Genomic DNA, 21,703 nt, shown 5'->3' on the forward strand with positions numbered 1-21,703 from the left:
GACGTCAGCGTAGGAGAAGGACCCCGTCGGCCCCCCACCGCTCGCACGCTCGCGGCGGGACCCTGCGGCGGGGCCACGAGACGGAGGGTCCCCGGCTGCCGCCGTAGGGTGGTCGGGTGGAGTGCTTCGAGGTGTCCGGGGGAGCGGCCCTGTCCGGCAGGGTGCGGGTCACCGGGGCGAAGAACAGTGCGCTGAAGCTCATGGCCGCCGCGTTGCTGGCGCCGGGGCGCACCGCGATCGACGAGGTCCCCGACATCCTCGACGTCTCGATCATGAGCGAGGTGCTGCGCCGGCTCGGGTGCGGGGTGACCTACACGCCCCGGCCCGGCAGCGGAGGCGGCGGCCGGGTGGTCGTCGACGTGCCCGAGCAGCCCTCGACGGAGACCGACTACGACCTCGTGCGCCGCATGCGCGCCTCGATCAGCGTGCTGGGCCCGCTGGTCGCGCGGTGCGGCAGCGCCCGGGTCGCCCTGCCGGGCGGCGACGCCATCGGCTCCCGCGGGCTGGACATGCACATCGCCGGCCTGGAGCGGCTGGGCGCCACCGTCATCAGCGAGCACGGCTTCCTCGTCGCCACCGCGCCGCGGCTGACCGGCACCTCGATCTGGCTGGACTTCCCCTCCGTCGGCGCCACCGAGAACCTCGTCATGGCGGCGGTGCTCGCCGAGGGGACGACGGTCATCGACAACGCGGCCCGGGAGCCGGAGATCGTCGACCTCTGCGCGATGCTCACGGCGATGGGGGCGCAGATCGACGGCGCGGGCACCTCGACGCTCACCGTCGAGGGCGTCGAGGGGCTCTCGCCGGTCACCTTCACCACCGTGCCCGACCGGATCGTCGCCGGTACGTGGGCCATCGGCGCCGTCATGACCCGGGGCGACGTGGTCATCGAGCGGGCGGTCGCCGGTCACCTGCGCGTGGCCCTGGACAAGCTCGCCGACGCCGGGGCGACGGTCGAGGAGCTGCCCGGCGGGCTGCGCGTGGCGATGGCCGACCGGCCGCGCGCGGTCGACGTCGTCACGCTGCCGTTCCCGGGATTCCCGACCGACCTGCAGCCCATGGCGGTGGCGCTGGCCGCCGTGTCGACCGGCACGGCCCTGATCACCGAGAACGTGTTCGAGGGCCGGTTCATGTTCGTCAACGAACTGGTGCGCCTCGGTGCCGACGTGCGCATCGACGGCCACCACGCCGTCGTCCGCGGCCGGGAGCGGCTCTCCAGCGCGCCGGTCGTGGCCACCGACATCCGGGCCGGGGCCGGGCTGGTCCTGGCCGGCCTGCTCTCCGACGGCCTCACCGAGGTGCAGGACGTGCACCACGTCGACCGCGGGTACCCCGACTTCGTCCAGCAGTTGCGCAGCCTCGGCGCGAAGGTCGAGCGGACGCAGCGGCCCGGCTGAAGAAGGACCCCCTCGCCCCCCACCGCTCGCAGGCTCGCGGCGGGTCCCTGCGACGGGGCCTCACGGGCTGAAGGAGGCCGCCAGGCTGCGGGCGCGGGCCGCGTCGTCCGGGAAGACCAGCACGTCGGTGCGGTGCGGCGCGGGCGAGCGCTGGGTGGAGCGGATGCCGGCATCGGAGAGAACCGCTCGCAGCGCGCGGGCGGTGGCCGGTGCCGAGACCGTGGCCACGAGCACGAGCAGCCCTTCCTCCGCCGGGACGGCGGGGCGGGTCGTCCGGCCGTAGCCCGACCCGAAGGCCCACCGCATGACCAGCGCCAGACCGGCCAGGACGAGGACGATCACCAGCATCGGCCCCAGGGCCCCGATCCCTCTGGTCACGACGGTCCCTTTCCGGCCCCGTCCCGAGGCTCGCCCCGAGCGTGCAAGGGGTGAGGAGGAGGGGGTCCTTACGCCGAACGAGTGTGCCACCGGTCATCGTCGCCCGGGTGGGGCTGCTCCGGCCTCCGGACCGCCCTACACTCCGCCGGTATGCCGTTCCCGTCATCGCCGGAGCGTGACCGTCCCTGGGTCATGCGCACCTACGCCGGTCACTCCTCGCCGGCCGAGTCCAACGCCCTGTACCGGCGCAACCTGGCCAAGGGGCAGACCGGCCTCTCGGTGGCCTTCGACCTGCCGACCCAGACCGGGTACGACCCCGACGACGAGCTGGCCGTCGGCGAGGTCGGCAAGGTGGGCGTCCCGGTCACCCACATCGGCGACATGCGCGCCCTCTTCGACGGCATCCCGCTCGACGAGATGAACACGTCGATGACGATCAACGCCACCGCGATGTGGCTGCTCGCGCTCTACCAGGCGGTCGCCGAGGAGCACGGGCACGACGTCAGCAAGCTGGCGGGGACCACGCAGAACGACATCATCAAGGAGTACCTGTCGCGGGGGACCTACGTCTTCCCGCCGGCTCCCTCGATGCGGCTGATCACCGACATGGTCGCCTACACGGTCACGACCATGCCGAAGTGGAATCCGATCAACATCTGCAGCTACCACCTGCAGGAGGCCGGGGCGACGCCGGAGCAGGAGATCGCCTACGCGATCAGCACCGCCATCGCCGTCCTGGACTCGGTGCGCGACTCCGGGCAGGTGCCGCAGGAGAAGTTCGGCGAGGTCGTCGCCCGCATCTCCTTCTTCGTCAACGCGGGCGTCCGCTTCGTCGAGGAGATGTGCAAGATGCGCGCCTTCACCCAGCTCTGGGACGAGCTGACGAAGGAGCGCTACGGCGTCGAGGACCCCAAGCAGCGCCGCTTCCGCTACGGCGTGCAGGTCAACTCCCTCGGCCTGACCGAGGCGCAGCCGGAGAACAACGTCCAGCGCATCGTGCTGGAGATGCTGGCGGTCACGCTGTCCCGCGACTCCCGAGCACGTGCGGTGCAGCTGCCGGCCTGGAACGAGGCGCTGGGCCTGCCCCGGCCCTGGGACCAGCAGTGGTCGCTGCGGCTGCAGCAGGTGCTCGCCTACGAGACCGACCTGCTCGAGTACGAGGACCTCTTCACCGGCTCGGTCGTCGTGGAGCAGAAGGTGGCCGACCTCGTCGAGGGCGCCAAGGCCGAGATGGCCCGCGTCGAGGAGATGGGCGGCGCCGTCGCCGCCGTCGAGTCCGGCTACATGAAGAGCGCGATGGTCGGCTCGCTGGCCGAGCGCCGCCGGCGGATCGAGAGCGGTGCGGACGTCGTCGTCGGCGTCAACAAGTTCGAGACCACCGAGCCCAACCCGCTCACCGCCGACCTCGACGCCGCCATCATGGTCGTCGACCAGGCCGTGGAGGCCTCCGCGCAGGAAGCCGTGCGGAAGTGGCGCGCCGAGCGCGACCAGGCCGCGGCCGACCGGGCGCTGGCGGCCCTGCGCGAGGCCGCCGGCACCGACGTCAACCTGATGGCCGCCACCCTCGACTGCGCCCGCGCCGGCGTGACGACGGGGGAGTGGGCCGGGGTGCTGCGCGAGGTGTTCGGCGAGTACCGGGCGCCCACGGGCGTCGCGGCGGCGAGCAGCGGCGGGGAGGCCGACGAGACGCTCACCGACGTGCGCGAGCGGGTGCGGGCTACCGGCGAGGAGCTCGGCGGCCGGCTGCGCTTCCTGGTCGGCAAGCCCGGCCTGGACGGCCACTCCAACGGCGCCGAGCAGATCGCCGTCCGCGCCCGGGACGCCGGCTTCGAGGTCATCTACCAGGGCATCCGGCTCACCCCGGCGCAGATCGTCTCGGCCGCGGTCGAGGAGGACGTGCACGTCGTCGGTCTGTCGGTGCTCTCCGGCTCGCACCTGCAGGTGGTGCCGGCGGTGCTGCGGGGCCTCAAGGAGGCCGGGCTGGACGACGTGCCCGTGGTCGTCGGCGGGATCATCCCCGACAGCGACGCACGGCGGCTGCGGGAGCAGGGCGTCGCCCGCGTCTTCACTCCCAAGGACTTCGGCCTGACCGAGATCATGGGATCGGTGGTCGACGTGATCCGCGAGGCCAACGGCCTGGACACGCTGGTTCCCGAACCGGCCTGATGGACGTCGCGGCGCGGCCGCTCACGTACTCCTCGCCCGGCGCCCCCGCGCCCGGCGAGGAGACGTGGGCGCCGCCCGCCGGCTTCCGCGCCCACGAGCGCACGGTCCCGGTCGGCTCGGGTGACGCGCGCTGGGAGAAGCTCCGCGAGGCCGTGCTCGGCTGGGGCGTGAAGGTCCGCAGCGGTTTCGACGTCGAGCCCGTCGATGGCGCCGGCCTGCGCGTGGCCGAGGGGCGGACCTTCCTGCTGCATGCGCGTCTCGGCCCGCTGACGGTTCGTGAACCGGTCCGGGTGGTGGCGGTCGTCGAGCAGGACCGGCGCTGCGGGTTCGCCTACGGGACGCTGACCGGCCATCCGGTCTCCGGTGAGGAGGCGTTCGTGCTGACCCGGGACGGCTCCGGGGCGATCGCGCTGACGCTGCGCTCGCTCACCCGGGCGGGCCACGGCCCCTGGCGCCCGGTGTTCCCCGCCCTGCTCGTCGCCCAGCGTCTGTACCGACGGCGGTACGAGCGGGCTCTGCTGCGCCCGCCGGGTGATCCCTCGCACAGTGCGGCATGAGGGCCCGCCGTCGCGCCTTGACCTGATCCGTGCAGAACCTGTGGGGCCTCACGCGCCGACGTGCGCTGGACTACGGCCGGACGACGACCGCGAGCTGTTGACGCCCACCGCTCCCGTCGTCCCCTTCCTCCCGTAGACAGGTCTCCCTCCCGTGCTCGCTCGTCTCCGCCGTGTGCCCTTCGCGGCGCAGGTGCTCCTCGCCCTCGTGCTGGGCATCGCCCTCGGGCTGGTCGCCCGCGAGATCGGCCCCGTCGCCGACGGCTCGCCGAACTGGCTCACCAGCACCCTCCAGACCATCGGCGGCAGCTTCGTCACGCTGCTCAAGGCGCTGGTCCCGCCGCTGATCGTCACCGCGGTCATCGTCTCCATCGCCAACCTCCAGCAGGTCTCCAACGCAGCGAGGCTGGCCGGCCAGACCCTCCTCTGGTTCGCCCTCACCGCGCTCATCGCCGTCGCCATCGGCATCGGTCTGGGACTGCTCACCGAGCCCGGCCGCAACAGCTCGGTCGACGCCGCGACCGCCACCGACCCGGCCACGACCGGCGGGTGGTGGGACTTCCTGACCGGCCTGGTGCCCGGCAACATCCTGGGCCTGCAGGCGTCGGCCGGCAGCGACGGGTCGATCGGCCTGTCGTTCAACGTGCTGCAGCTGATCGTCATCTCGGTCGCGATCGGCATCGCGATCCTCAAGGTGGGCTCCGCCGCGGAGCCGTTCCTGAACCTCACCCGCTCGGCCCTCGCGGTCGTCCAGAAGGTGCTGTGGTGGGTCATCCTGCTGGCCCCGATCGGCACCGTCGGCCTCATCGGCAACGCCGTCGCCAGCTACGGCTGGAGCTCGCTGGGGTCGCTCGGCGTCTTCGCCGGCGCCGTCTACGCCGGGCTGGCCCTCGTGCTCTTCGTCGTCTACCCGGTGCTGCTCCGTGCCCACGGACTGTCGCCGCTGCGGTGGTTCGCCGGTGCCTGGCCGGCCATCCAGCTGGCCTTCGTCTCCCGCTCGTCGATCGGCACCCTGCCGGTCACCGAGCGCGTGACCGAGCAGAACCTCGGCGTCCCGCGGTCCTACGCGTCGTTCGCCGTGCCGCTGGGCGCGACGACCAAGATGGACGGTTGCGCCGCGATCTACCCGGCGCTGTCGGCGATCTTCGTGGCGCAGTTCTTCGGGATCGACCTCGCGATCACCGACTACCTGCTCATCGCGCTGGTGTCGGTCATCGGTTCGGCGGCCACGGCCGGTGTCACCGGCGCGGTGGTCATGCTGACGCTCACGCTGTCGACCCTCGGCCTGCCGCTGGCCGGCGTCGGGCTGCTGCTGGCGATCGATCCCATCCTCGACATGGGGCGCACCGCGGTGAACGTCGCCGGTCAGGCGCTGGTGCCGACCATCGTGGCCAAGCGCGAAGGCATCCTCGACCTCGAGCGCTACAACGCGACCTCGACGGTGGACCCGCTGGCGGCGGCCGACGAGCACGGTGGTGTGGACGCCGACCTGCGGCGGCCCGCCACGGTCTGAGCAAGGACCCCGTCCTCCCCACCCTTCGCACGCTCAGGGCGGGCCTCTGGACGGGGCCGCGAGACGGGCCCGGTTCCTCCCGAGGACCGGGCCCGTCGGCGTCTCAGCCGACCAGGTCGGCGCAGCCGGACTCGTCGGGCAGCAGCGGCCGGAAGGTGAGCGACCAGCGGGCGCCGTCCGCGCCGAGCCAGGGCGTGGCGGAGGTGGCCTGGCGGGCGGCGTCGAGGACCGGTGCCAGCTGGTCCCCGCCCACCGTCAGGCAGGTCTGCTCCGGCAGCGCGCCCAGCGGCTCTCCCGGGAGGGGCGGTCCGGGCCAGGGCTGGGCGGGGTGCTCCAGGCCGTCCCCGGGGTCGATCCAGGGGCTGACCACCACGGCCAGGGCGTCGGGCCGGTACGGCTCCACGGGCGCCGTCCCCGTGGACGGAACGGTCAGCTCGTCGAGGAACGCGGCCAGCTCCGCGCGGGCGGCGGCCTGCTCCTCGGTGAGCCCCGCGTCCGGCGCCGGGCCCAGGTCGCGGGGGAGGGACTCCCGGAGCGCGTAGGCCTCACGCACGTAGCGCCCGTCCGCGGTGACGAGCGTGAACCGGGTCGTCGTGGCGTCCGCCACCGGCGGCGTCCCGAGATCGGCCGTCTCCCGGATCCCGGCCTCGAGCGCCTGCTCGGCCAGCGTCCGCACCTCGGCGGGGTCGAGGCGGGTGACCTGCAGGTTGGGCAGGGCCGGCCCCGGATAGATCGCGGGGACCGGACCATCGGTGATCACCCGACCGTCGGCGTACACGCTGACCACCGGCAGCCGGGCGGCCAGCATGTCCGGCGTCGTGAACCCGCCGACGTGCTGCACGCGCAGCACCAGGGCATCGGGTCCGGCCGGGAGCTCGACGCGGGGCGAGGGAGCGGGGGAGGACGGCCGGCTCCCGGTCGAGGGCGGGTCCGCGCAGGCGGCCAGCGTCAGGAGGGCGAGCAGGACGGCGACACCGCGGACGGAACTCATGCCCCCCGATGCTGCCAGCCCGACGGGGCGCCCGGGGCGGTTCGCGGCCGGCGGGTACCGTCGGCGCCCGTGCGTCTGGTCATCGCCCGCTGCTCCGTGGACTACATCGGACGGCTCACCGCCCACCTGCCGATGGCGACCCGTCTGCTGCTGGTCAAGGCCGACGGCTCGGTGTCCATCCACGCCGACGACCGCGCCTACAAGCCGCTGAACTGGATGACCCCGCCCTGCGCGCTCAAGGACGAGCTGACCGACGGGTCGGGCACCTGGACGGTCACGAACAAGGCCGGCGAGCAGCTGGTCATCACCATCGAGGCCGTCGAGCACGACCACGCCCACGAGCTCGGTGTGGACCCCGGCCTGCAGAAGGACGGCGTCGAGGCCGAGCTGCAGCGGCTGCTGGCCCTGCACGTGGAGACCTTCGGCGCCGGGTGGTCCCTGGTGCGCCGCGAGTACCCGACCGCCATCGGCCCGGTCGACCTGCTCTGCCGTGACGCGGCCGGGACGACCGTCGCCGTGGAGATCAAGCGGCGCGGTGAGATCGACGGAGTAGAGCAGCTGTCGAGATACTTGGAGCTGTTGAACCGCGACCCGCTCCTGGCGCCGGTCAAGGGGGTGTTCGCCGCGCAGGAGATCAAGCCGCAGGCGAAGGTGCTCGCCCAGGACCGCGGCATCGACTGCGTGACCGTCGACTACGCCGTCCTCAAGGGCACCGACGATCCCTCCCAGCGCCTCTTCTGACAGAAGGACCCCTGCGCCCCCCACCACTCGCGAGCTCGCGGCGGGCCCCTGCGCAGGGGCCTGACCGGGTGACCCTGGCGCGGTGCTGGAGGGGCGGGTGAGAGACTGCCCACGATCACCGACGGTGGAGGGATGGCAGCGTGGCCAGGGAATTGAACGAGGTCGGCATCGTGGGGCTGGGCACCGCGGGTGCCGCCATCGCGGAGGTACTGGCACGGGCGGGCCTGTCGGTCACCGCCGTCGAGGTCGACGACGAGGCGGCCGCACGCGGCCGCGCCGCGATCGAGCGCTCGGTCGCCGGGGGCGAGCCGGACGACGCCGCACTCGGCCGGATCCGGTACAGCACCTCGCTGGAGGACCTGTCCTCCGCGGAGCTGGTCATCGAGGCCGTTCCCGAGCGCCTGGCGCTCAAGGCGGAGATCTTCGCCCAGCTCGACGGCGTCTGCGGGCCGGACACCGTGCTCGCGACCAACACCTCGAGCCTCTCGGTCACCGAGCTCGCGGTGGGCACCGGGCGGCCGAGCAAGGTCCTCGGCCTGCACTTCGCCAACGCCGTGCCGACGGCGACGCTGGTGCAGGTCGTCCGCACCGCCGTCACCGACGCCTCGGTGGTCGACGACGCGGTGGCCCTGGTCGAGCGCGTGGGCAAGGTGGCGGTGACCGTGGGCGACGAGCCCGGGTTCATCACCGACGCCCTGCTGTACGCCTACCTCAACCACGCGGTCTCGATGTTCGAGAACCACTACGCCAGCCGCGAGGACATCGACGCCGCCATGCGGCTCGGCTGCGGTCTGCCCGTCGGCCCGCTGGCCGTCGTCGACGCCATCGGCGTCGACACCACCTACGACGTGCTCGACGCCCTGCACGCCGAGACCGGCAACCGGCTGCACGCGCCGAGCCCGATCCTCAAGCAGATGCTGACCGCCGGGCTGCTCGGCCAGAAGAGCGGCCGCGGCTTCTACACCTACGCCGCGGCCGGCTCGGCCGAGGTCGTCGCCGACGCCGCCACCCCGACCCCCGGAGGTGCCGCCGAGGGCGCCCGTCCGGTGCAGTCGGTGGGCGTCGTCGGTTCGGGCACGATGGCCACCGGCATCATCGAGGTGGTCGCCAAGGGCGGCTACGACGTCACCTTCATCGCCCGCTCGGACGAGAAGGTCGCCGGCGTCACCGCCGCGCTGACCAAGTCGCTGGACAAGCAGGTGCAGCGCGGCCGCCTCGAGGAGTCCGCGAAGGCGGACATCCTCGGCCGCGTCTCCGGCGCCAGCTCCGTGGAGGCGCTGTCCGACGTCGACCTGGTGATCGAGGCCGTCATCGAGTCACTGCCGGTCAAGGAGGCGCTCTTCGCCGACCTGGGCCGGATCGCGAAGCCCGGTGCGGTGCTCGCGACGACGACCTCCAGCCTGCCGGTCATCAAGTGCGCGCAGGCCAGCGGCCGCCCGGCCGACGTCGTGGGCATGCACTTCTTCAACCCCGCGCAGGTCATGAAGCTGGTCGAGGTGGTCTCCACCGTCTCCACCGCGCCGGACGTGGCCGCCACGGTGCACGCCGTCTCGGGGAAGCTGAAGAAGCACGCGGTGTCCTGCACCGACCGTGCGGGCTTCATCGTCAACGCGCTGCTCTTCCCGTACCTCAACGACGCGGTGTCGATGCTGGCGGCGCACTACGCCTCGATGACCGACATCGACACGGCCGTCAAGGCGGGGCTGGGCTACCCGATGGGGCCGTTCGAGCTGCTGGACGTGGTCGGCAACGACGTCTCGCTGGCCATCGAGCAGGAGCTGCACACCGAGTTCCGGGACCCGGCGCTCGCGCCGGCGCCGCTGCTCGAGCAGCTGGTCACCGCCGGGTACCTGGGCCGCAAGACGGGCCGCGGCTTCCACGACTACGCCAAGCGCTGACCTCTCGGTGCCACGCCGGCGCGTCCGGACCGGGTCACGTCCTGCGGGACGCGACCCGGTCCGGCGCGCCGATCCCGTCGAGGAGGCGGGGGACGGGGACTGGGTGGTGCGTGCCGTCACGGGCTCCAGCACCGGCAAGACCTACCGCTGCCCCGGCTGCGACCAGGAGATCAGGCCCGGCACGCCGCACGTGGTGACCTGGCCCGCCTACGCGAGGGACTCCGACCTCGAGCCCTGGGACACGGACTCGGCGGCCGACCGGCGGCGGCACTGGCACACCACCTGCTGGCGGGCCCGCGACCGGCGCCGTTAGCCGACCAGCCGGGCGAACACCACCAAGTTGTCCCGATAGCTTCCTGCGGCGGGGTCGAAGACCCCGCCGCAGGTGATCAGCCGGAGCTCCGCGCCGGACACCGGCCCGTAGACGGCGTCGGTCGGGAAGGCGTCCTTGGGCGACCGGACCACCCGGTCGACGGCGAACCGCACGCTGGTGCCGTCGGCCCGGTCGACCGCGATCTCGTCCCCGGGAACCAACCGGTCGAGCCCGGCGAACACCGCGGGGCGGCCGGTCCAGTCCACGTGCCCGGCGAGCACGGCGGGCCCCGGGCGGCCCGGGGCCGGACCCGCGGCGTACCAGCCGGCCACCGCGGGGTCGGCCGGCACGGTGAGGGCACCGGTGGTCTCCAGGCCGGAGCCGGTCACCGCGGCGTCCACGCCGGCTGCGGGCACCCGCACCCGCACCGGCAGGCCGTCGCCGGCCGCCCGGTCGTGCGCGGCCGCGGCGACAGCGGCGGACAGCCGGGGGAACCGGGCGGCCCGGGTCGTCGATCCGCCGGCCTCCACCCCGCCCACCGGCCGCACGGCCGGTGCGACGGCGTCCACGAGCGTCCGGACGGTCAGCCCGCCGCCGGGGGCGTCCAGGACCAGCAGGCTCACGACGGTGCCCGCGGCGAGGTCCACCGGCACGGCCGTGCCGTCCGCACCGCTGGTCAGCCGCACCGTCGCAGGGCCGGCCGGGACGGCGGTGTAGCCGGACTCGGCGGCGAAGGGGAGCCCCGCGGCCAGCGCCGGACCGTTGTCGACGAGCACGTCGAGGGTGGGCGCCGTGGCGGCCGCCGCGAGGACCCGGACCCGGGCGGTGCCGTCGGCCGGCGCGGTGAGGTCGTCGGGGAGGGGCGTCAGCGCCAGCTCGGCGAAGGTGCCGGAGAGCGCGAGCGTGCGGGCCCCGCCGGCGGGCACGTCCACGACGGCGGAGAGTGCCGGTGGTCTGCCCGGGAACGTGCCCGCCGGTCGGACGCTCACCGCGTAGCTCCCTGCGGGGAGAGCGCGGTAGCCGCCCACCTCGCCGTAGCCGAGTGCGCCGGCCACGTCGGGTCCCGGGTCCACGGCAGGCCCGCCGGCCGGGGCGGGCGTCAGGGCGACGTCGACGGCCGGTGTGTCGGGGGACAGGTGCGCGATCCGGAGCAGACCCGTCTCACCGTCCGCCTGCGCCGGCCCCATCGAGACCAGCCAGCACAGCAGGGCGACGAGAGCGACCGCCGACGCCCTCAGGCCCCGCTGCAGGGGCCCGACGCGAGCGGGCGAGTGGCGGGGGGCAGTGGGGTCCTTCTTCAGGAACGCCCCTGCCTGACGGGCTGGTCGATCGACTGGGTGGACGGACCGCCGGCCGGAGCCGTGGTCGCACCCGCGGGGGTCTGGCTCGGGCGGGGCGGCAGCGGCAGCTGACGGGTGTTGGGCGTCTCGGCCCTGGTGGGCTGCCGGACGGCTGCGGACTCGCCGTCGCCGCGCGACACCGGCGAGGCAGCGGGTGCAGGCTGGGCCGGCTCGGTGGACTGCTCCGCGGCGGGAGCGGGCTGGGGAGCCGGCTGGGTGACCCGGGGCGTGGGCTGGGGGCGCTGCTCGGCGGCGGTGCGGATCGCCTCGGGCCGCTCGGTCCCGGTGCGCGCGGGCTCCGGACGGGGGGCCGGCTCCGTACGGGGCTGCTCCGTACGGGGCTGCTCCGGACGGGCCTGCTCGGGCCGCTCCGTCGCGCGGGGCGCCGGCTGCTCGGCGCGGTCGCCGAGGTCGGGGAGGTTGTCCAGCAGGCGGCGGGCCTGGACCAGCCGGCTGGTGAGCTCGTCGCGGACACCGCGGATGGCCTCGGCCCTGGCCTCGGCGTCGGCGACCAGCTGGGCGGCGTGCTGCTCGGCGGCGGCGACCCGCTGCCGTGCGGCCTGCGTGGAGATGCGCTCGCGCTCCTCCTCGGCACGCGCCGCCTCGGCTCGGCGGGCGCGCTGGGCGATGTCGAAGTCCTCCTCGACCTTGGCGCGCCGGGCCTGCGACTCGGCGTCGAGGCGGGCCACCCGCTCCTGGGCCTTGGCGACCAGCTCGTCGGCGCGCAGCTGGGCCTTCTGCATGATCTGCTCGGCGGCCTGGCGCGCCTCGGCGATCATCCGCTCGACCTCGGCCTGCCCGGCCGCGTGGCGCTCGAGCAGCGCGCGCTCCTCGGCGTCGGTCTGCTCGCGGACCGCCTGGGCGTCGAGCTCGGCGGCCCGGCGGATCTCGCCCGCCTCCTCCTCGGCGAGCTGCAGCATGTGCTGGATGCGCTCGCTGATGTTCTCGAAGGTGGGGGCGGAGGCGGTGGCCGCCTTGCGGCGCAGCGACTCGATCTCGCCGTGCATCGCGGAGAGCTGCCCGGCCAGGTCGGCGGTGCGGGCGACGGCGGCGTCGCGGTCGGCCAGCGCGATGCGGAAGTCCGCCTCCAGGCGCTCGATCGTGTCGGCGACCTGGCTGCGGTCGTACCCCCGCAGCACCACGTCGAACGAGTGCTGGGCCTCGTGCATCGGCAGTTCGTGGCGGGGGTCGCTCATGGCCCCATCCTCGCAGACGGGGTATGGGTCAGTCACCGTGTCCGGCCCGTCATATCCCAGGAGTCCCGGACGCCCCGGGGGCAACGGCAGGCCCCTCGGACGTGCCGAGGGCCCGGCCCCCGCAGGGGAACCGGGCCCTCGGGCTCCGTCGTCCGCTCAGACGCCGCGGAAGCGGTTGATCGCCTCGACGTGCTTCGCGCGCTTCTCGGCGTCCTTGACGCCGAGGCCCTCCTCGGGGGCGAGGGTGAGGACGCCGACCTTGCCCTGGTGGGCGTTGCGGTGGACGTCGAGGGCGGCCTGGCCGACCTCCTCCATCGGGTACACCTTCGACAGGGTCGGGTGGACGAAGCCCTTGTCGATCAGCCGGTTGGCCTCCCACGCCTCCTTGTAGTTGGCGAAGTGCGAGCTGAGGATGTTCTTCAGGTTCATCCACAGGTAGCGATTGTCGTACTGGTGCATGTAGCCGCTGGTGGAGGCGCAGGTGACGATCGTCCCGCCCTTCTTGGCGACGTAGACGCTGGCACCGAAGGTCTCGCGGCCGGGGTGCTCGAAGACGATGTCCACGTCCTCGCCACCGGTCAGCTCACGGATCTTCTTGCCGAAGCGCTGCCACTCCTTGGGGTCCTGGTTGTGCTCGTCCTTCCAGAACTTGTAGCCCTCGGCGGAGCGGTCGATGACCAGCTCGGCGCCCATCTTGCGGACGATCTCCGCCTTCTCCGGGCTGCTGACGACGCACACCGGGATCGCGCCGCCGTTGAGCGCCATCTGCGTGGCGTAGGAGCCCAGGCCGCCCGAGGCGCCCCAGATGAGCACCGTGTCGCCCTGCTTCATGTGGGCGCCGTTGCGGCTGACCAGCTGGCGGTACGCGGTGGAGTTGACCAGGCCCGGGGCGGCAGCCTCCTCCCAGGAGAGGTGCGCCGGCTTGGGCATGAGCTGGTTGCTCTTCACGAGGGCCAGCTCGGCGAGCCCGCCGAAGTTGGTCTCGAAGCCCCAGATCCGCTGCTGCGGGTCCATCATCGTGTCGTCGTGGCCGGCCGGGTCCTCGAGCTCGACCGAGAGGCAGTGCGCGACGACCTCGTCGCCGGCCTTCCACTTGTTGACGCCGGGGCCCACCCGCAGGACGACGCCGGCGAGGTCGGACCCGACCACGTGGTAGGGCAGGTCGTGCCGCTTGGTGAGCTCCGACTGCCGGCCGTAGCGCTCGAGGAAGCCGAACGTCGAGACCGGCTCGAAGATCGACGTCCACACGGTGTTGTAGTTCACCGAGGAGGCCATGACCGCGACGATGGCCTCGCCGGGGCCCAGCTCCGGGGTCGGCACCTCGTCGATGTGGAGGGACTTGCGGGGGTCCTTGTCCTTCGTGGCCACCCCCTCGAACATGTTCTGCTCGTCCTTGCGCACGACGACGGCGCGGTAGGACTCCGGCACGGCGAGGCCGCCCAGTGCGTCCAGCTGGTCGGCGAGGATGGCGTCCCTGATCTCGTTCACGCGAACTCCTGTTCGTGGAAGGCCGTCGACGGCCGGCTCCGAGGGCGGTACGGGGCAGTGCGGTGCTGGAGGTTACCGAGCGTTAACCCGGCCGCCGGAAAAGGGTGGTGCCGAGCGGCGGCGGCTCAGTGCGCGGAGGCCGCCGGCTGGACGAGCTCGACGAGGACGCCGCCGGCGTCCTTCGGGTGGATGAAGTTCACCCGGCTGTCGGAGGTGCCGCGCTTGGGGACGTCGTAGAGCAGCCGCAGGCCGCGCTCGCGCAGGGTGGCGCTGACGGCCTCGACGTCGTCCACCCGGAAGGCCAGCTGCTGCAGGCCCGGGCCCGAGCGGCCGATGAACTTCGCGATCGTCGACTCCGGGGTCAGCGGTGCGAGCAGCTGGATGCGGGTGTCCCCATCGCCGACGGCGAGCATCGCCTCGCGGACGCCCTGCTCCTCGTTGGTCTCCTCGTGCACCGAGTGCACGCCGAAGGCCTGGGCGTAGAAGGCGATCGCCTCGTCCAGGTCGGGCACGGCGATGCCCACGTGGTCGATGGTGGTGAACAGTCCGGCGGGCAGACCCGAGGACGGCGCGTCGTTGGTGGTCACGTCGGGCATCCTGCCGCGCTCCCGCGCGAGGCGACACTCCGGGGCCGCCGGGATGCCCGGGTCGGGTGACGGACGTGGGCCACGCCACGCCCCTGGACCGGTGGTCCTATCCTGTATAGAGCCCGACGCCGCGCGATCAGCGCGGTCTGCTCTGTCATTCCTCGGTCGCCGGCGTCGGCGGCCCGGCACTGGAGGTCCCCCCATGAGCGAGAACAACCGAGCCCGCTCGGTCATCGTCAGCGGTGCCCGTACCCCGATGGGCCGGCTCCTCGGCGGGCTCAAGGACTTCTCGGCCGCCGACCTCGGGGGCTTCGCGATCAAGGCGGCGCTCGAGCGCGCCGGTATCTCCGGCGACCAGGTCGAGTACGTGATCATGGGCCAGGTCATCCAGGCCGGTGCCGGGCAGAACCCCGCCCGCCCCGCGGCCGTCAACGGCGGCATCCCGATGTCGGTGCCCGCGCTGACCATCAACAAGGTCTGCCTCTCGGGTCTGTCGGCCATCGCGATGGCCGACCAGCTCATCCGCGCCGGCGAGTACGACATCGTCGTCGCCGGCGGCCAGGAGTCGATGACCCAGGCGCCGCACCTCCTGGCGAACTCGCGCACCGGCACGAAGTTCGGCGACACCGCGCTCATCGACTCGATGTCGCACGACGGCCTCTCCGACACCTTCGACCAGGTCGCGATGGGTGCGCTGACCGAGCAGGCCAATTCCCGCTACGACCTGACCCGCGAGGAGCAGGACGAGTTCGCGGCGGCCAGCCACCAGAAGGCCGCCCGCTCGCACAAGGACGGCGTCTTCGCCGAGTCGATCACCCCGGTCCTCATCCCGCAGCGCAAGGGTGACCCGATCGAGTTCACCGACGACGAGGGCATCCGCCCCGACACGACCGCCGCGAGCCTGGGCAAGCTCAAGCCGGCCTTCGCCAAGGACGGCACGATCACCGCCGGCACCGCCTCGCAGATCTCCGACGGTGCCTGCGCCGTGGTCGTCATGAGCGCCGCCAAGGCCGCCGAGCTGGGCATCACCCCGATCGCCGAGATCGGCGCGCACGGCGTCGTCGCCGGCCCGGACGCCACGCTGCAGAGCCAGCCGTCCGGTGCCATCCAGAAGGCCTGCGCCCGCGAGGGCATCGACCCCAAGGACCTCGACGTCGTCGAGCTCAACGAGGCCTTCGCCGCCGTCGGCATCGTCTCCACCCGCGAGCTGGGCATCGACCCCGAGAAGGTGAACCCCAACGGTGGCGCCATCGCCCTGGGGCACCCGATCGGGATGAGCGGCGCCCGCATCGTCCTCGACGTCGCGCTGGAGATCCGCCGCCGGGGTCTCAAGGTCGGTGCCGCCGCTCTCTGCGGCGGCGGTGGCCAGGGCGACGCGCTGATCCTGCACGCTCCGTCCGCCTCGGCGTGACAGAGGTCCCTGCGGGGACCGCGGTCCAGACGTCCGCCCCCGCCGCCTCCGGGCGGCGGGGGCGGCGTGCTGTCGACGTCCCCGCACTGGTCGAGCGGGCCCGCGAGGGCGACGCCCGCTCGGTGGCCCGGCTGATCTCGCTGGTCGAGGACGCCAGCCCCGTCCTGCGCGAGGTCGCCGCGGCGCTGGCGCCGCACACCGGCCGCGCCCAGGTGCTGGGTCTCACCGGCTCACCGGGGGTCGGCAAGTCCACGACGACGACGGCGCTGGTGCGCGCGCTGCGGCAGGCCGGCAAGCGCGTCGGCGTGCTCGCCGTCGACCCGTCGTCACCGTTCTCCGGCGGTGCCCTGCTCGGTGACCGGGTGCGCATGCAGGACCACGCCGGCGACGGCGGCGTCTTCATCCGGTCCATGGCCTCGCGCGGGCACCTGGGCGGTCTCTCCTGGGCCACCCCCCAGGCGCTGCGCGTGCTGGACGCCGCCGGGTGCGACGTCGTGCTGATCGAGACCGTCGGGGTCGGCCAGTCCGAGTTGGAGATCGCCTCGCTGGCCGACACGACCCTGGTGCTGGTCGCGCCGGGGATGGGCGACGGCATCCAGGCGGCCAAGGCCGGCATCCTGGAGGTCGCCGACGTCTTCGTCGTGAACAAGGCCGACCGGGACGGCGCCCAGCAGGCCGTGCGCGACCTGCGCTACATGCAGTCCCTCGGCGGCCGGTACACCGGGGCCGGTGGCTGGCGCCCGCCCATCTGCCGGACGGTGGCCTCCCGCGACACCGACAACGGCATCGACGAGGTGCTGGGCGAGGTCGAGGAGCACCGACGCTGGCTGGAGTCCTCCGGGGAGGGGCACCGCCGGCGTACCGAGCGCGCGGCGCGGGAGATCGAGGCGATCGCCCTCGCCGCGCTCCGCGAACGGATCGGCGACCTCCGCGGCTCGTCGGCCCTCGGCGCGCTGGCCGAGCGGGTCGTGGCGGGGGTGGCCGATCCCTACGGCGCGGCCGACGAGCTGGTCGCCAGGCTCTGAGGCGATCGGTCGGCGAACCGGGCGGTCAGTCGCTCCCACGGGAGGATCGACAGGATCGCGATGCAGTGCGGCAGGAAGATGATCGTCACGCCGGCGAACACCACCAGGTGGAAGCCGATGAGGAAGAGCACCAGGCCGATGCGTGCGCGGTCGCTGCGCACCAGGAGCATGAGCGGTGCCGCGAGTTCCAGGACGATCATCACCCACTGCGCGGCCGTCAGCAGCCACGGCACCTCGACCGTCCAGTCCGACATCCACGTGCCCCGGCGCAGCACGGCGCGCGTCAGCGTGGAGCCGGTGGGCCAGTCCCAGCCGCCGAAGCGGATCTTGGCCCAGGCGGCGAGGAAGTAGGTCAGCATCACGGCCACCAGGACCGCCGCCATCGCCCAGCCCGCGGCCTCCGAGCGGCGCCGGTCGCGGAAGCGCGCACAGCCGATCGTGGGCAGCACCGCGAGCAGGACGAGGAAGGCGATCCGGTCGTGGTCGACCTTGCCGTAGCTCATCGCGATGACCATCCACTCCAGGTACAGGAGGAAGACGGCGGTGCCGAGCAGTCGCGGCGCCCGGCCGGTGGCAGCGGCCACCGCGGCCAGCACCAGCGCCCACTGGACGACGACGATCAGCGTGTGCGTGGGGGTCGGCAGGTGCAGCACCCGCCCGATCAGCAGCGGGGCGTACCACTCGGTGGGGACGTCGGCGTGCGCGCGGACCCAGGCGGTGGTGAGGAAGACGTCGACCGGGATGAACAGGTAGGCGATCACGCGGACCACCGCGATCCGCGCCAGCGGCACGGGGATGAACCACCACCGGCTGGTCAGCGGCGCCGGGGCGTCCGGGGTCTGGGTCGCGGAAGTGCTCATGATGCGTCGTCCTCCAGCTCGAACTCGACGACGACGGTGTCGGTGTAGTCGCCCGTCGGCTTCCCGTCGGCCAGCTCGAACTTGCGGTGCACCATCTGCACGGCCACGAGCTCCGGGGCGTCGGGGTTGGCGTCCTCGAACGCGTCGGCGAGCAGCCCCAGCAGCTCCGGGTGCTCGCGCAGCCGGTCGATCTGCCCCTCGAACTCCGCGCGCCGCAGCCCGACCTGGCCGCCGGACAGCCGGACTTCCTCGCCGGCGGCGGTCACCCCGACCGCCCGGGTGGAGATCACCGGGGTGTTCGGGTCGTTGCGCGTCGAGTACATGCGGAAGGGCCCGAACGGGAACGCGTCGTCGTCGCCCCAGACGGTGCCCGCGAGCAGCAGCGCCAGGACGACGACGACGGCCGCGAGGCGGCTGCGGCGCCCGGCCGGTGTCAGCCGGAGCACCTCCGGCTCGGCCGTCGGTGGGGAATCGAGGGAGGACTGCACCGGGGGAGGCTAGAGCCGGCCCCGCCCGGGCCGCCACGGGCGCGCGCGCGAGCGCGGCCGTGGCGCCCCAGGCGCACGGCCCGACTCACGAGCCACGGAACTTGCGCATCCGGGACGCCGTCGTGAGGATCACCCGGTGAGTGGGCGTGCTGGACGACCGGATGCCGTCGTCGTCGGAGCGGGGCCCAACGGGCTGGCCGCGGCGCTGCGGCTGTCCGCGGCGGGGCTGCACGTGCAGGTGGTGGACGCCGGCGACCGCCCCGGTGGCGGGATGCGGACCGAGGAGCTGATCCGCCCCGGTTTCCACCACGACGTCTGCTCGACCGTGCAGCCCATGGCGGTCGCGGCGCCGTTCTTCCGCGAGTTCGACGTGGAGAGCCGCGGCGTCCGCTTCGTGCACCCCGAGATCAACTTCGCCCACCCGCTGGACGGCGGGGGAGCGGCCCTGTCCTTCCGCTCGCTGGAGGAGACGGCCACCGGCCTGGGGCCCGACGCGGAGGCCTACCGCCGGCTGTTCGGTCCGCTGGTCGAGCACGGCGGGGACGTCATCGACTTCTTCCTCTCCAGCCGGCTGCGCTCGCTGCCGACGAAGAGCGTCGCCGAGGTCACGAAGTTCGCCCTCACGGGGCTGCCCAACGTGCGCTGGCTGGCCGACCGGTACTTCGACACAGAGGAAGGCCGGGCTCTGCTCGCGGGCGCCGCGGCGCACGGGATGCTCGACCTGAGCCGGCCGCTGACCTCCGCGCTGGGCATGGTCCTGGCGATGCTGTCCCACCACGCGGGCTGGCCGGTGATCGAGGGTGGCTCGCAGAAGCTGGCCGACGCGATGGTGACCGCTCTGGAGGAGCAGGGCGGCGAGGTCGTGACCGGGCACCGGGTGACCGACCTGCGCGAGTTCGAGGGCGTGCCCGCGGTGCTGCTGGACACGACCCCCGAGGACTTCGTGACGATGGCCGGGGACCGGCTCAACGAGGGCTACCGGCGCTGGGTCCGGCGGTACAAGCACGGCGCCGGCGTCTTCAAGATCGACTGGATCCTCTCCGAGCCCGTGCCGTGGACGAACCCCGAGGTCCGCCGTGCCGGGACCGTCCACGTCGCGGGCACCCTCGAGGAGACGCTGGCCGGGGAGCGCGCCCCCAACCAGGGCCGGCTCACCGACAAGCCCTACGTGCTCGCCGTGCAGCCCACGGTGCCCGACCCGACGCGGGCACCGGAGGGTGGCCACATCTTCTGGGCCTACGTGCACGTGCCGCACGGTTCCGACGTCGACATGACCGGTCCCATCGAGGACCAGATCGAGCGCTTCGCGCCGGGGTTCAAGGACACCGTCGTGGCGCGGGCGACGAAGAACGCCGTGCAGATGGAGCAGTGGAACCCGAGCTACCTCGGGGGCGACATCTCCAACGGGCAGGCCTCGCTCCGCCAGATGCTGGCCCGGCCGGTGCCCCGCTGGAACACCTACCGGACTCCGGTGAAGGGCGTGTACCTGGCGTCCTCGGCGACCCCGCCGGGGCCCGCGGTCCACGGCATGTGCGGCGACCTCTCCGCGCGGGTCGCGCTCCGCGACGTCTTCGGCGTCCGCGACGTGCCGCCGCTGCGTCCTGCGCCGGGCTGAACGGCGCGATCCGGACGGAGCCGCCAGCGGCGCCGGTAGCGTCGCGGCCATGGTGCGACCGCTGGGGCTGCCGTTCGACCCGATCGAGCGGGCGGCCGAGACGTGGGAGGAGCGCTTCGGTCCCGCCGCGACGATGCGGGCCGCGACCTCGGTCTTCCGCGTGCAGCAGATCCTGCTGGCCCGCTTCGACGGGGTGCTCAAGCCGCACGGGCTGACCTTCGCCCGGTACGAGGTCCTCGTGCTGCTCACGTTCAGCCGCACCGGGGAGCTGCCGCTGAAGGTGATCGGGAGCCGGCTCATGGTGCACCCCACCAGCGTCACGAACGCCATCGACCGGCTCGTCGCGGCCGGCTACGTCGACCGGCGGCCCAACCCTGCCGACGGGCGCGGGGTGCTCGCCGGGATCACCGGGGCCGGGCGGACCGTGGTCGAGGCCGGCACCCGCGACCTGGCGGCGCTGGACTTCGGCCTGGGCGATCTCCGGAACGGTGAGCTCGACACCCTGTTCGACGTGCTGCGCCGCGTCCGGCTGGGAGCCGGCGACGTGGCGGGTGAGGACGTCGGCGCGGGCCCGGGCCAGGACGGGCCCGGGGTGCCGCGCGGACGCTGACGACCCGCACCGGACACGCCCGTCCGCGCGGTGGGATGATCGAGGTCATGCAGCCGACCCGACCCGGACGCCCCGACCCGCACGCGCAGGCCCAGATGGCCGCCACCATGGCCGGGGCCGTCGATCTCGCCGCCGTCAAGGCGCGGTCCGAGGCCGCCGCGCGCGCCCAGGCCGCGCCGCCGCCGAGCGCCGCCGTCCCCGCGGGTGCGGCGGGGAGCGCGGTCGTGGACGTCACCGAGGCCACCTTCCAGGCCGAGGTGCTGGACCGCTCCTTCCAGGTGCCGGTCGTGCTCGACCTGTGGGCCGAGTGGTGCGGCCCCTGCAAGCAGCTCTCGCCGGTGCTCGAGCGGCTCGCCGCCGAGGGAGGCGGCTCCTGGGTGCTGGCCAAGGTCGACGTCGACGCCAACCCGGCGCTGGCCCAGGGCCTGCGGGTGCAGGGCATCCCCGCGGTGAAGGCCGTGTGGCAGGGCCAGCTGATCGCCGAGTTCAACGGTGCCATCCCCGAGGAGCAGGCACGCGAGTTCGTCGCCGAGCTCGTCCGCGCCACCACCGGGGGAGAGGTCCCGGCGGACGGGGAGACCGCGCCGGAGGTCGAGGACGCCCGCCTGGATGCCGCAGAGGCGGCGCTCGAGCGCGGTGACCTCGCCGCCGCGGAAGCGGCCTACGAGGCGATCCTCGCCGAGGAGCCGAACCACCCGGACGCCGGCATCGCGCTGCGGCAGGTGCAGGTGTTCCGCCGCGCCGAGGAGGCCGGGCCCGACGCGCTGGCGACGGCCGACGCCGCACCCGACGACGTTCCGGCGCAGACCCGGGCCGCGGACTTCCTGCTCGGCACCGGCGACGTCGAGGGCGCCTTCGAGCGGCTGCTGGCGGTGATCCGCCGTACCGCGGGGGAGGAGCGCGACCAGGCCCGCAAGCACCTGGTGGAGCTGTTCACCGTCGTGGGCGACCAGGATCCGCGCGTCGGCCCCGCCCGCCGGGCGCTGACCACCGCCCTGTTCTAGGTGTGATGCCCAGCCAGGTTGTTCAACCTGGTGATGGGTGGCAGCTTCCCGACCGCTGAGTGGGGCCGATGGTGGTTGTACTGGTGGACCCATGCTGGCAGGGCCGCGAGCCGCGCTGACTCGGAGTT

General features: G+C 73.6%; 21 protein-coding genes. 12 read left to right on the top strand and 9 right to left on the bottom strand.

Annotated elements, in window-relative coordinates; all coding sequences use genetic code 11:
* Nucleotides 1-116: 116 nt before the first annotated feature.
* A complete protein-coding gene (gene murA, locus RM425_RS17725) occupies nucleotides 117-1,397 on the top strand; it encodes a UDP-N-acetylglucosamine 1-carboxyvinyltransferase (protein WP_311346543.1) in 1,281 nt (426 codons plus the stop codon).
* Nucleotides 1,398-1,457: 60 nt separating this feature from the next.
* On the opposite strand, the gene RM425_RS17730 is transcribed toward murA, so the two are convergent.
* Entirely contained in the window at nucleotides 1,458-1,775 is a 318-nt protein-coding gene (locus RM425_RS17730; RefSeq protein ID WP_311346544.1) for a hypothetical protein, read from the bottom strand.
* A gap of 150 nt (nucleotides 1,776-1,925) precedes the next feature.
* On the opposite strand from RM425_RS17730, the gene RM425_RS17735 reads away from it, so the two are divergent.
* The 3 genes from RM425_RS17735 to RM425_RS17745 all read left to right on the top strand — a co-directional run bounded on the left by RM425_RS17735 (nucleotide 1,926) and on the right by RM425_RS17745 (nucleotide 6,008).
* A complete protein-coding gene (locus tag RM425_RS17735) occupies nucleotides 1,926-3,941 on the top strand; it encodes a protein meaA (RefSeq protein WP_311346545.1) in 2,016 nt (671 codons plus the stop codon).
* Nucleotides 3,941-4,498: a DUF1990 family protein gene (locus tag RM425_RS17740; RefSeq protein WP_311346546.1), complete on the top strand. Its 558-nt coding sequence runs from the start codon at nucleotides 3,941-3,943 to the stop codon at nucleotides 4,496-4,498. Before RM425_RS17735 ends, RM425_RS17740 begins: the two co-directional genes overlap by 1 nt.
* A 151-nt stretch (nucleotides 4,499-4,649) precedes the next feature.
* The gene (locus RM425_RS17745; protein ID WP_311346547.1) at nucleotides 4,650-6,008 is read left to right on the top strand and encodes a dicarboxylate/amino acid:cation symporter; all 1,359 of its coding nucleotides are present in this window, start codon (nucleotides 4,650-4,652) and stop codon (nucleotides 6,006-6,008) included.
* 103 nt (nucleotides 6,009-6,111) lie between these two features.
* Here the strand turns inward: RM425_RS17745 and RM425_RS17750 are convergent, their stop codons facing one another.
* Nucleotides 6,112-6,999, bottom strand: coding sequence for a hypothetical protein (locus RM425_RS17750; protein ID WP_311346548.1), 888 nt, complete (start codon nucleotides 6,997-6,999; stop codon nucleotides 6,112-6,114).
* Nucleotides 7,000-7,068: 69 nt separating this feature from the next.
* Here RM425_RS17750 and nucS point away from each other — a divergent pair, with 69 nt between their 5' ends.
* The 3 genes from nucS to RM425_RS17765 all read left to right on the top strand — a co-directional run bounded on the left by nucS (nucleotide 7,069) and on the right by RM425_RS17765 (nucleotide 9,951).
* Nucleotides 7,069-7,740 carry an endonuclease NucS gene (gene nucS / locus RM425_RS17755; protein WP_311346549.1) on the top strand — a complete coding sequence of 224 codons (672 nt, stop codon included), beginning with the start codon at nucleotides 7,069-7,071 and terminating at the stop codon, nucleotides 7,738-7,740.
* A gap of 140 nt (nucleotides 7,741-7,880) precedes the next feature.
* Nucleotides 7,881-9,638 carry a 3-hydroxyacyl-CoA dehydrogenase family protein gene (locus tag RM425_RS17760; RefSeq protein WP_311346550.1) on the top strand — a complete coding sequence of 586 codons (1,758 nt, stop codon included), beginning with the start codon at nucleotides 7,881-7,883 and terminating at the stop codon, nucleotides 9,636-9,638.
* A gap of 106 nt (nucleotides 9,639-9,744) precedes the next feature.
* A complete protein-coding gene (locus RM425_RS17765; RefSeq protein ID WP_311346551.1) occupies nucleotides 9,745-9,951 on the top strand; it encodes a hypothetical protein in 207 nt (68 codons plus the stop codon).
* Here the strand turns inward: RM425_RS17765 and RM425_RS17770 are convergent.
* The 4 genes from RM425_RS17770 to mce form a co-directional block, all read right to left on the bottom strand.
* Complete coding sequence (locus tag RM425_RS17770; protein ID WP_311346552.1) at nucleotides 9,948-11,138, bottom strand: class F sortase; 1,191 nt, start codon at nucleotides 11,136-11,138, stop codon at nucleotides 9,948-9,950. The two genes, RM425_RS17765 and RM425_RS17770, sit on opposite strands and share 4 nt — an antisense overlap.
* 110 nt (nucleotides 11,139-11,248) lie before the next feature.
* The gene (locus tag RM425_RS17775) at nucleotides 11,249-12,487 is read right to left on the bottom strand and encodes a coiled-coil domain-containing protein (RefSeq protein ID WP_311346553.1); all 1,239 of its coding nucleotides are present in this window, start codon (nucleotides 12,485-12,487) and stop codon (nucleotides 11,249-11,251) included.
* 156 nt (nucleotides 12,488-12,643) lie between these two features.
* Nucleotides 12,644-13,975: a crotonyl-CoA carboxylase/reductase gene (ccrA, locus tag RM425_RS17780; RefSeq protein ID WP_311346554.1), complete on the bottom strand. Its 1,332-nt coding sequence runs from the start codon at nucleotides 13,973-13,975 to the stop codon at nucleotides 12,644-12,646.
* 125 nt (nucleotides 13,976-14,100) lie between these two features.
* A complete protein-coding gene (mce, locus tag RM425_RS17785; protein WP_396137064.1) occupies nucleotides 14,101-14,562 on the bottom strand; it encodes a methylmalonyl-CoA epimerase in 462 nt (153 codons plus the stop codon).
* Between the two features lie 202 nt (nucleotides 14,563-14,764).
* On the opposite strand from mce, the gene RM425_RS17790 reads away from it, so the two are divergent.
* Nucleotides 14,765-15,973, top strand: coding sequence for an acetyl-CoA C-acetyltransferase (locus RM425_RS17790; RefSeq protein WP_311346556.1), 1,209 nt, complete (start codon nucleotides 14,765-14,767; stop codon nucleotides 15,971-15,973).
* Complete coding sequence (gene meaB / locus RM425_RS17795; RefSeq protein ID WP_311346557.1) at nucleotides 15,970-16,998, top strand: methylmalonyl Co-A mutase-associated GTPase MeaB; 1,029 nt, start codon at nucleotides 15,970-15,972, stop codon at nucleotides 16,996-16,998. Before RM425_RS17790 ends, meaB begins: the two co-directional genes overlap by 4 nt.
* Here the strand turns inward: meaB and RM425_RS17800 are convergent.
* The gene (locus RM425_RS17800; RefSeq protein ID WP_311346558.1) at nucleotides 16,962-17,858 is read right to left on the bottom strand and encodes an MFS transporter permease; all 897 of its coding nucleotides are present in this window, start codon (nucleotides 17,856-17,858) and stop codon (nucleotides 16,962-16,964) included. The two genes, meaB and RM425_RS17800, sit on opposite strands and share 37 nt — an antisense overlap.
* Entirely contained in the window at nucleotides 17,855-18,346 is a 492-nt protein-coding gene (locus RM425_RS17805) for a hypothetical protein (protein ID WP_311346559.1), read from the bottom strand. The genes RM425_RS17800 and RM425_RS17805 overlap by 4 nt, the downstream gene beginning before the upstream one ends.
* Before the next feature lie 136 nt (nucleotides 18,347-18,482).
* Here RM425_RS17805 and RM425_RS17810 point away from each other — a divergent pair, with 136 nt between their 5' ends.
* From RM425_RS17810 to RM425_RS17820, 3 genes are read left to right on the top strand one after another with little or no spacing between them, the layout of a single operon-like run.
* The gene (locus RM425_RS17810) at nucleotides 18,483-19,961 is read left to right on the top strand and encodes a phytoene desaturase family protein (RefSeq protein ID WP_311346560.1); all 1,479 of its coding nucleotides are present in this window, start codon (nucleotides 18,483-18,485) and stop codon (nucleotides 19,959-19,961) included.
* Nucleotides 19,962-20,010: 49 nt separating this feature from the next.
* The gene (locus RM425_RS17815) at nucleotides 20,011-20,571 is read left to right on the top strand and encodes a MarR family winged helix-turn-helix transcriptional regulator (protein WP_311346561.1); all 561 of its coding nucleotides are present in this window, start codon (nucleotides 20,011-20,013) and stop codon (nucleotides 20,569-20,571) included.
* A 47-nt stretch (nucleotides 20,572-20,618) separates the two neighbouring features.
* Complete coding sequence (locus RM425_RS17820; RefSeq protein WP_311346562.1) at nucleotides 20,619-21,575, top strand: tetratricopeptide repeat protein; 957 nt, start codon at nucleotides 20,619-20,621, stop codon at nucleotides 21,573-21,575.
* Here RM425_RS17820 and RM425_RS17825 read toward each other — a convergent pair.
* On the bottom strand, nucleotides 21,572-21,703 hold a 132-nt coding region (locus RM425_RS17825; protein WP_311346564.1), incomplete at its 5' end, for an integrase core domain-containing protein. The two genes, RM425_RS17820 and RM425_RS17825, sit on opposite strands and share 4 nt — an antisense overlap.

Origin of the sequence: Blastococcus goldschmidtiae (genome assembly GCF_031845325.1) — a bacterium.
Classification (GTDB): Bacteria; Actinomycetota; Actinomycetes; order Mycobacteriales; family Geodermatophilaceae; genus Blastococcus; species Blastococcus goldschmidtiae.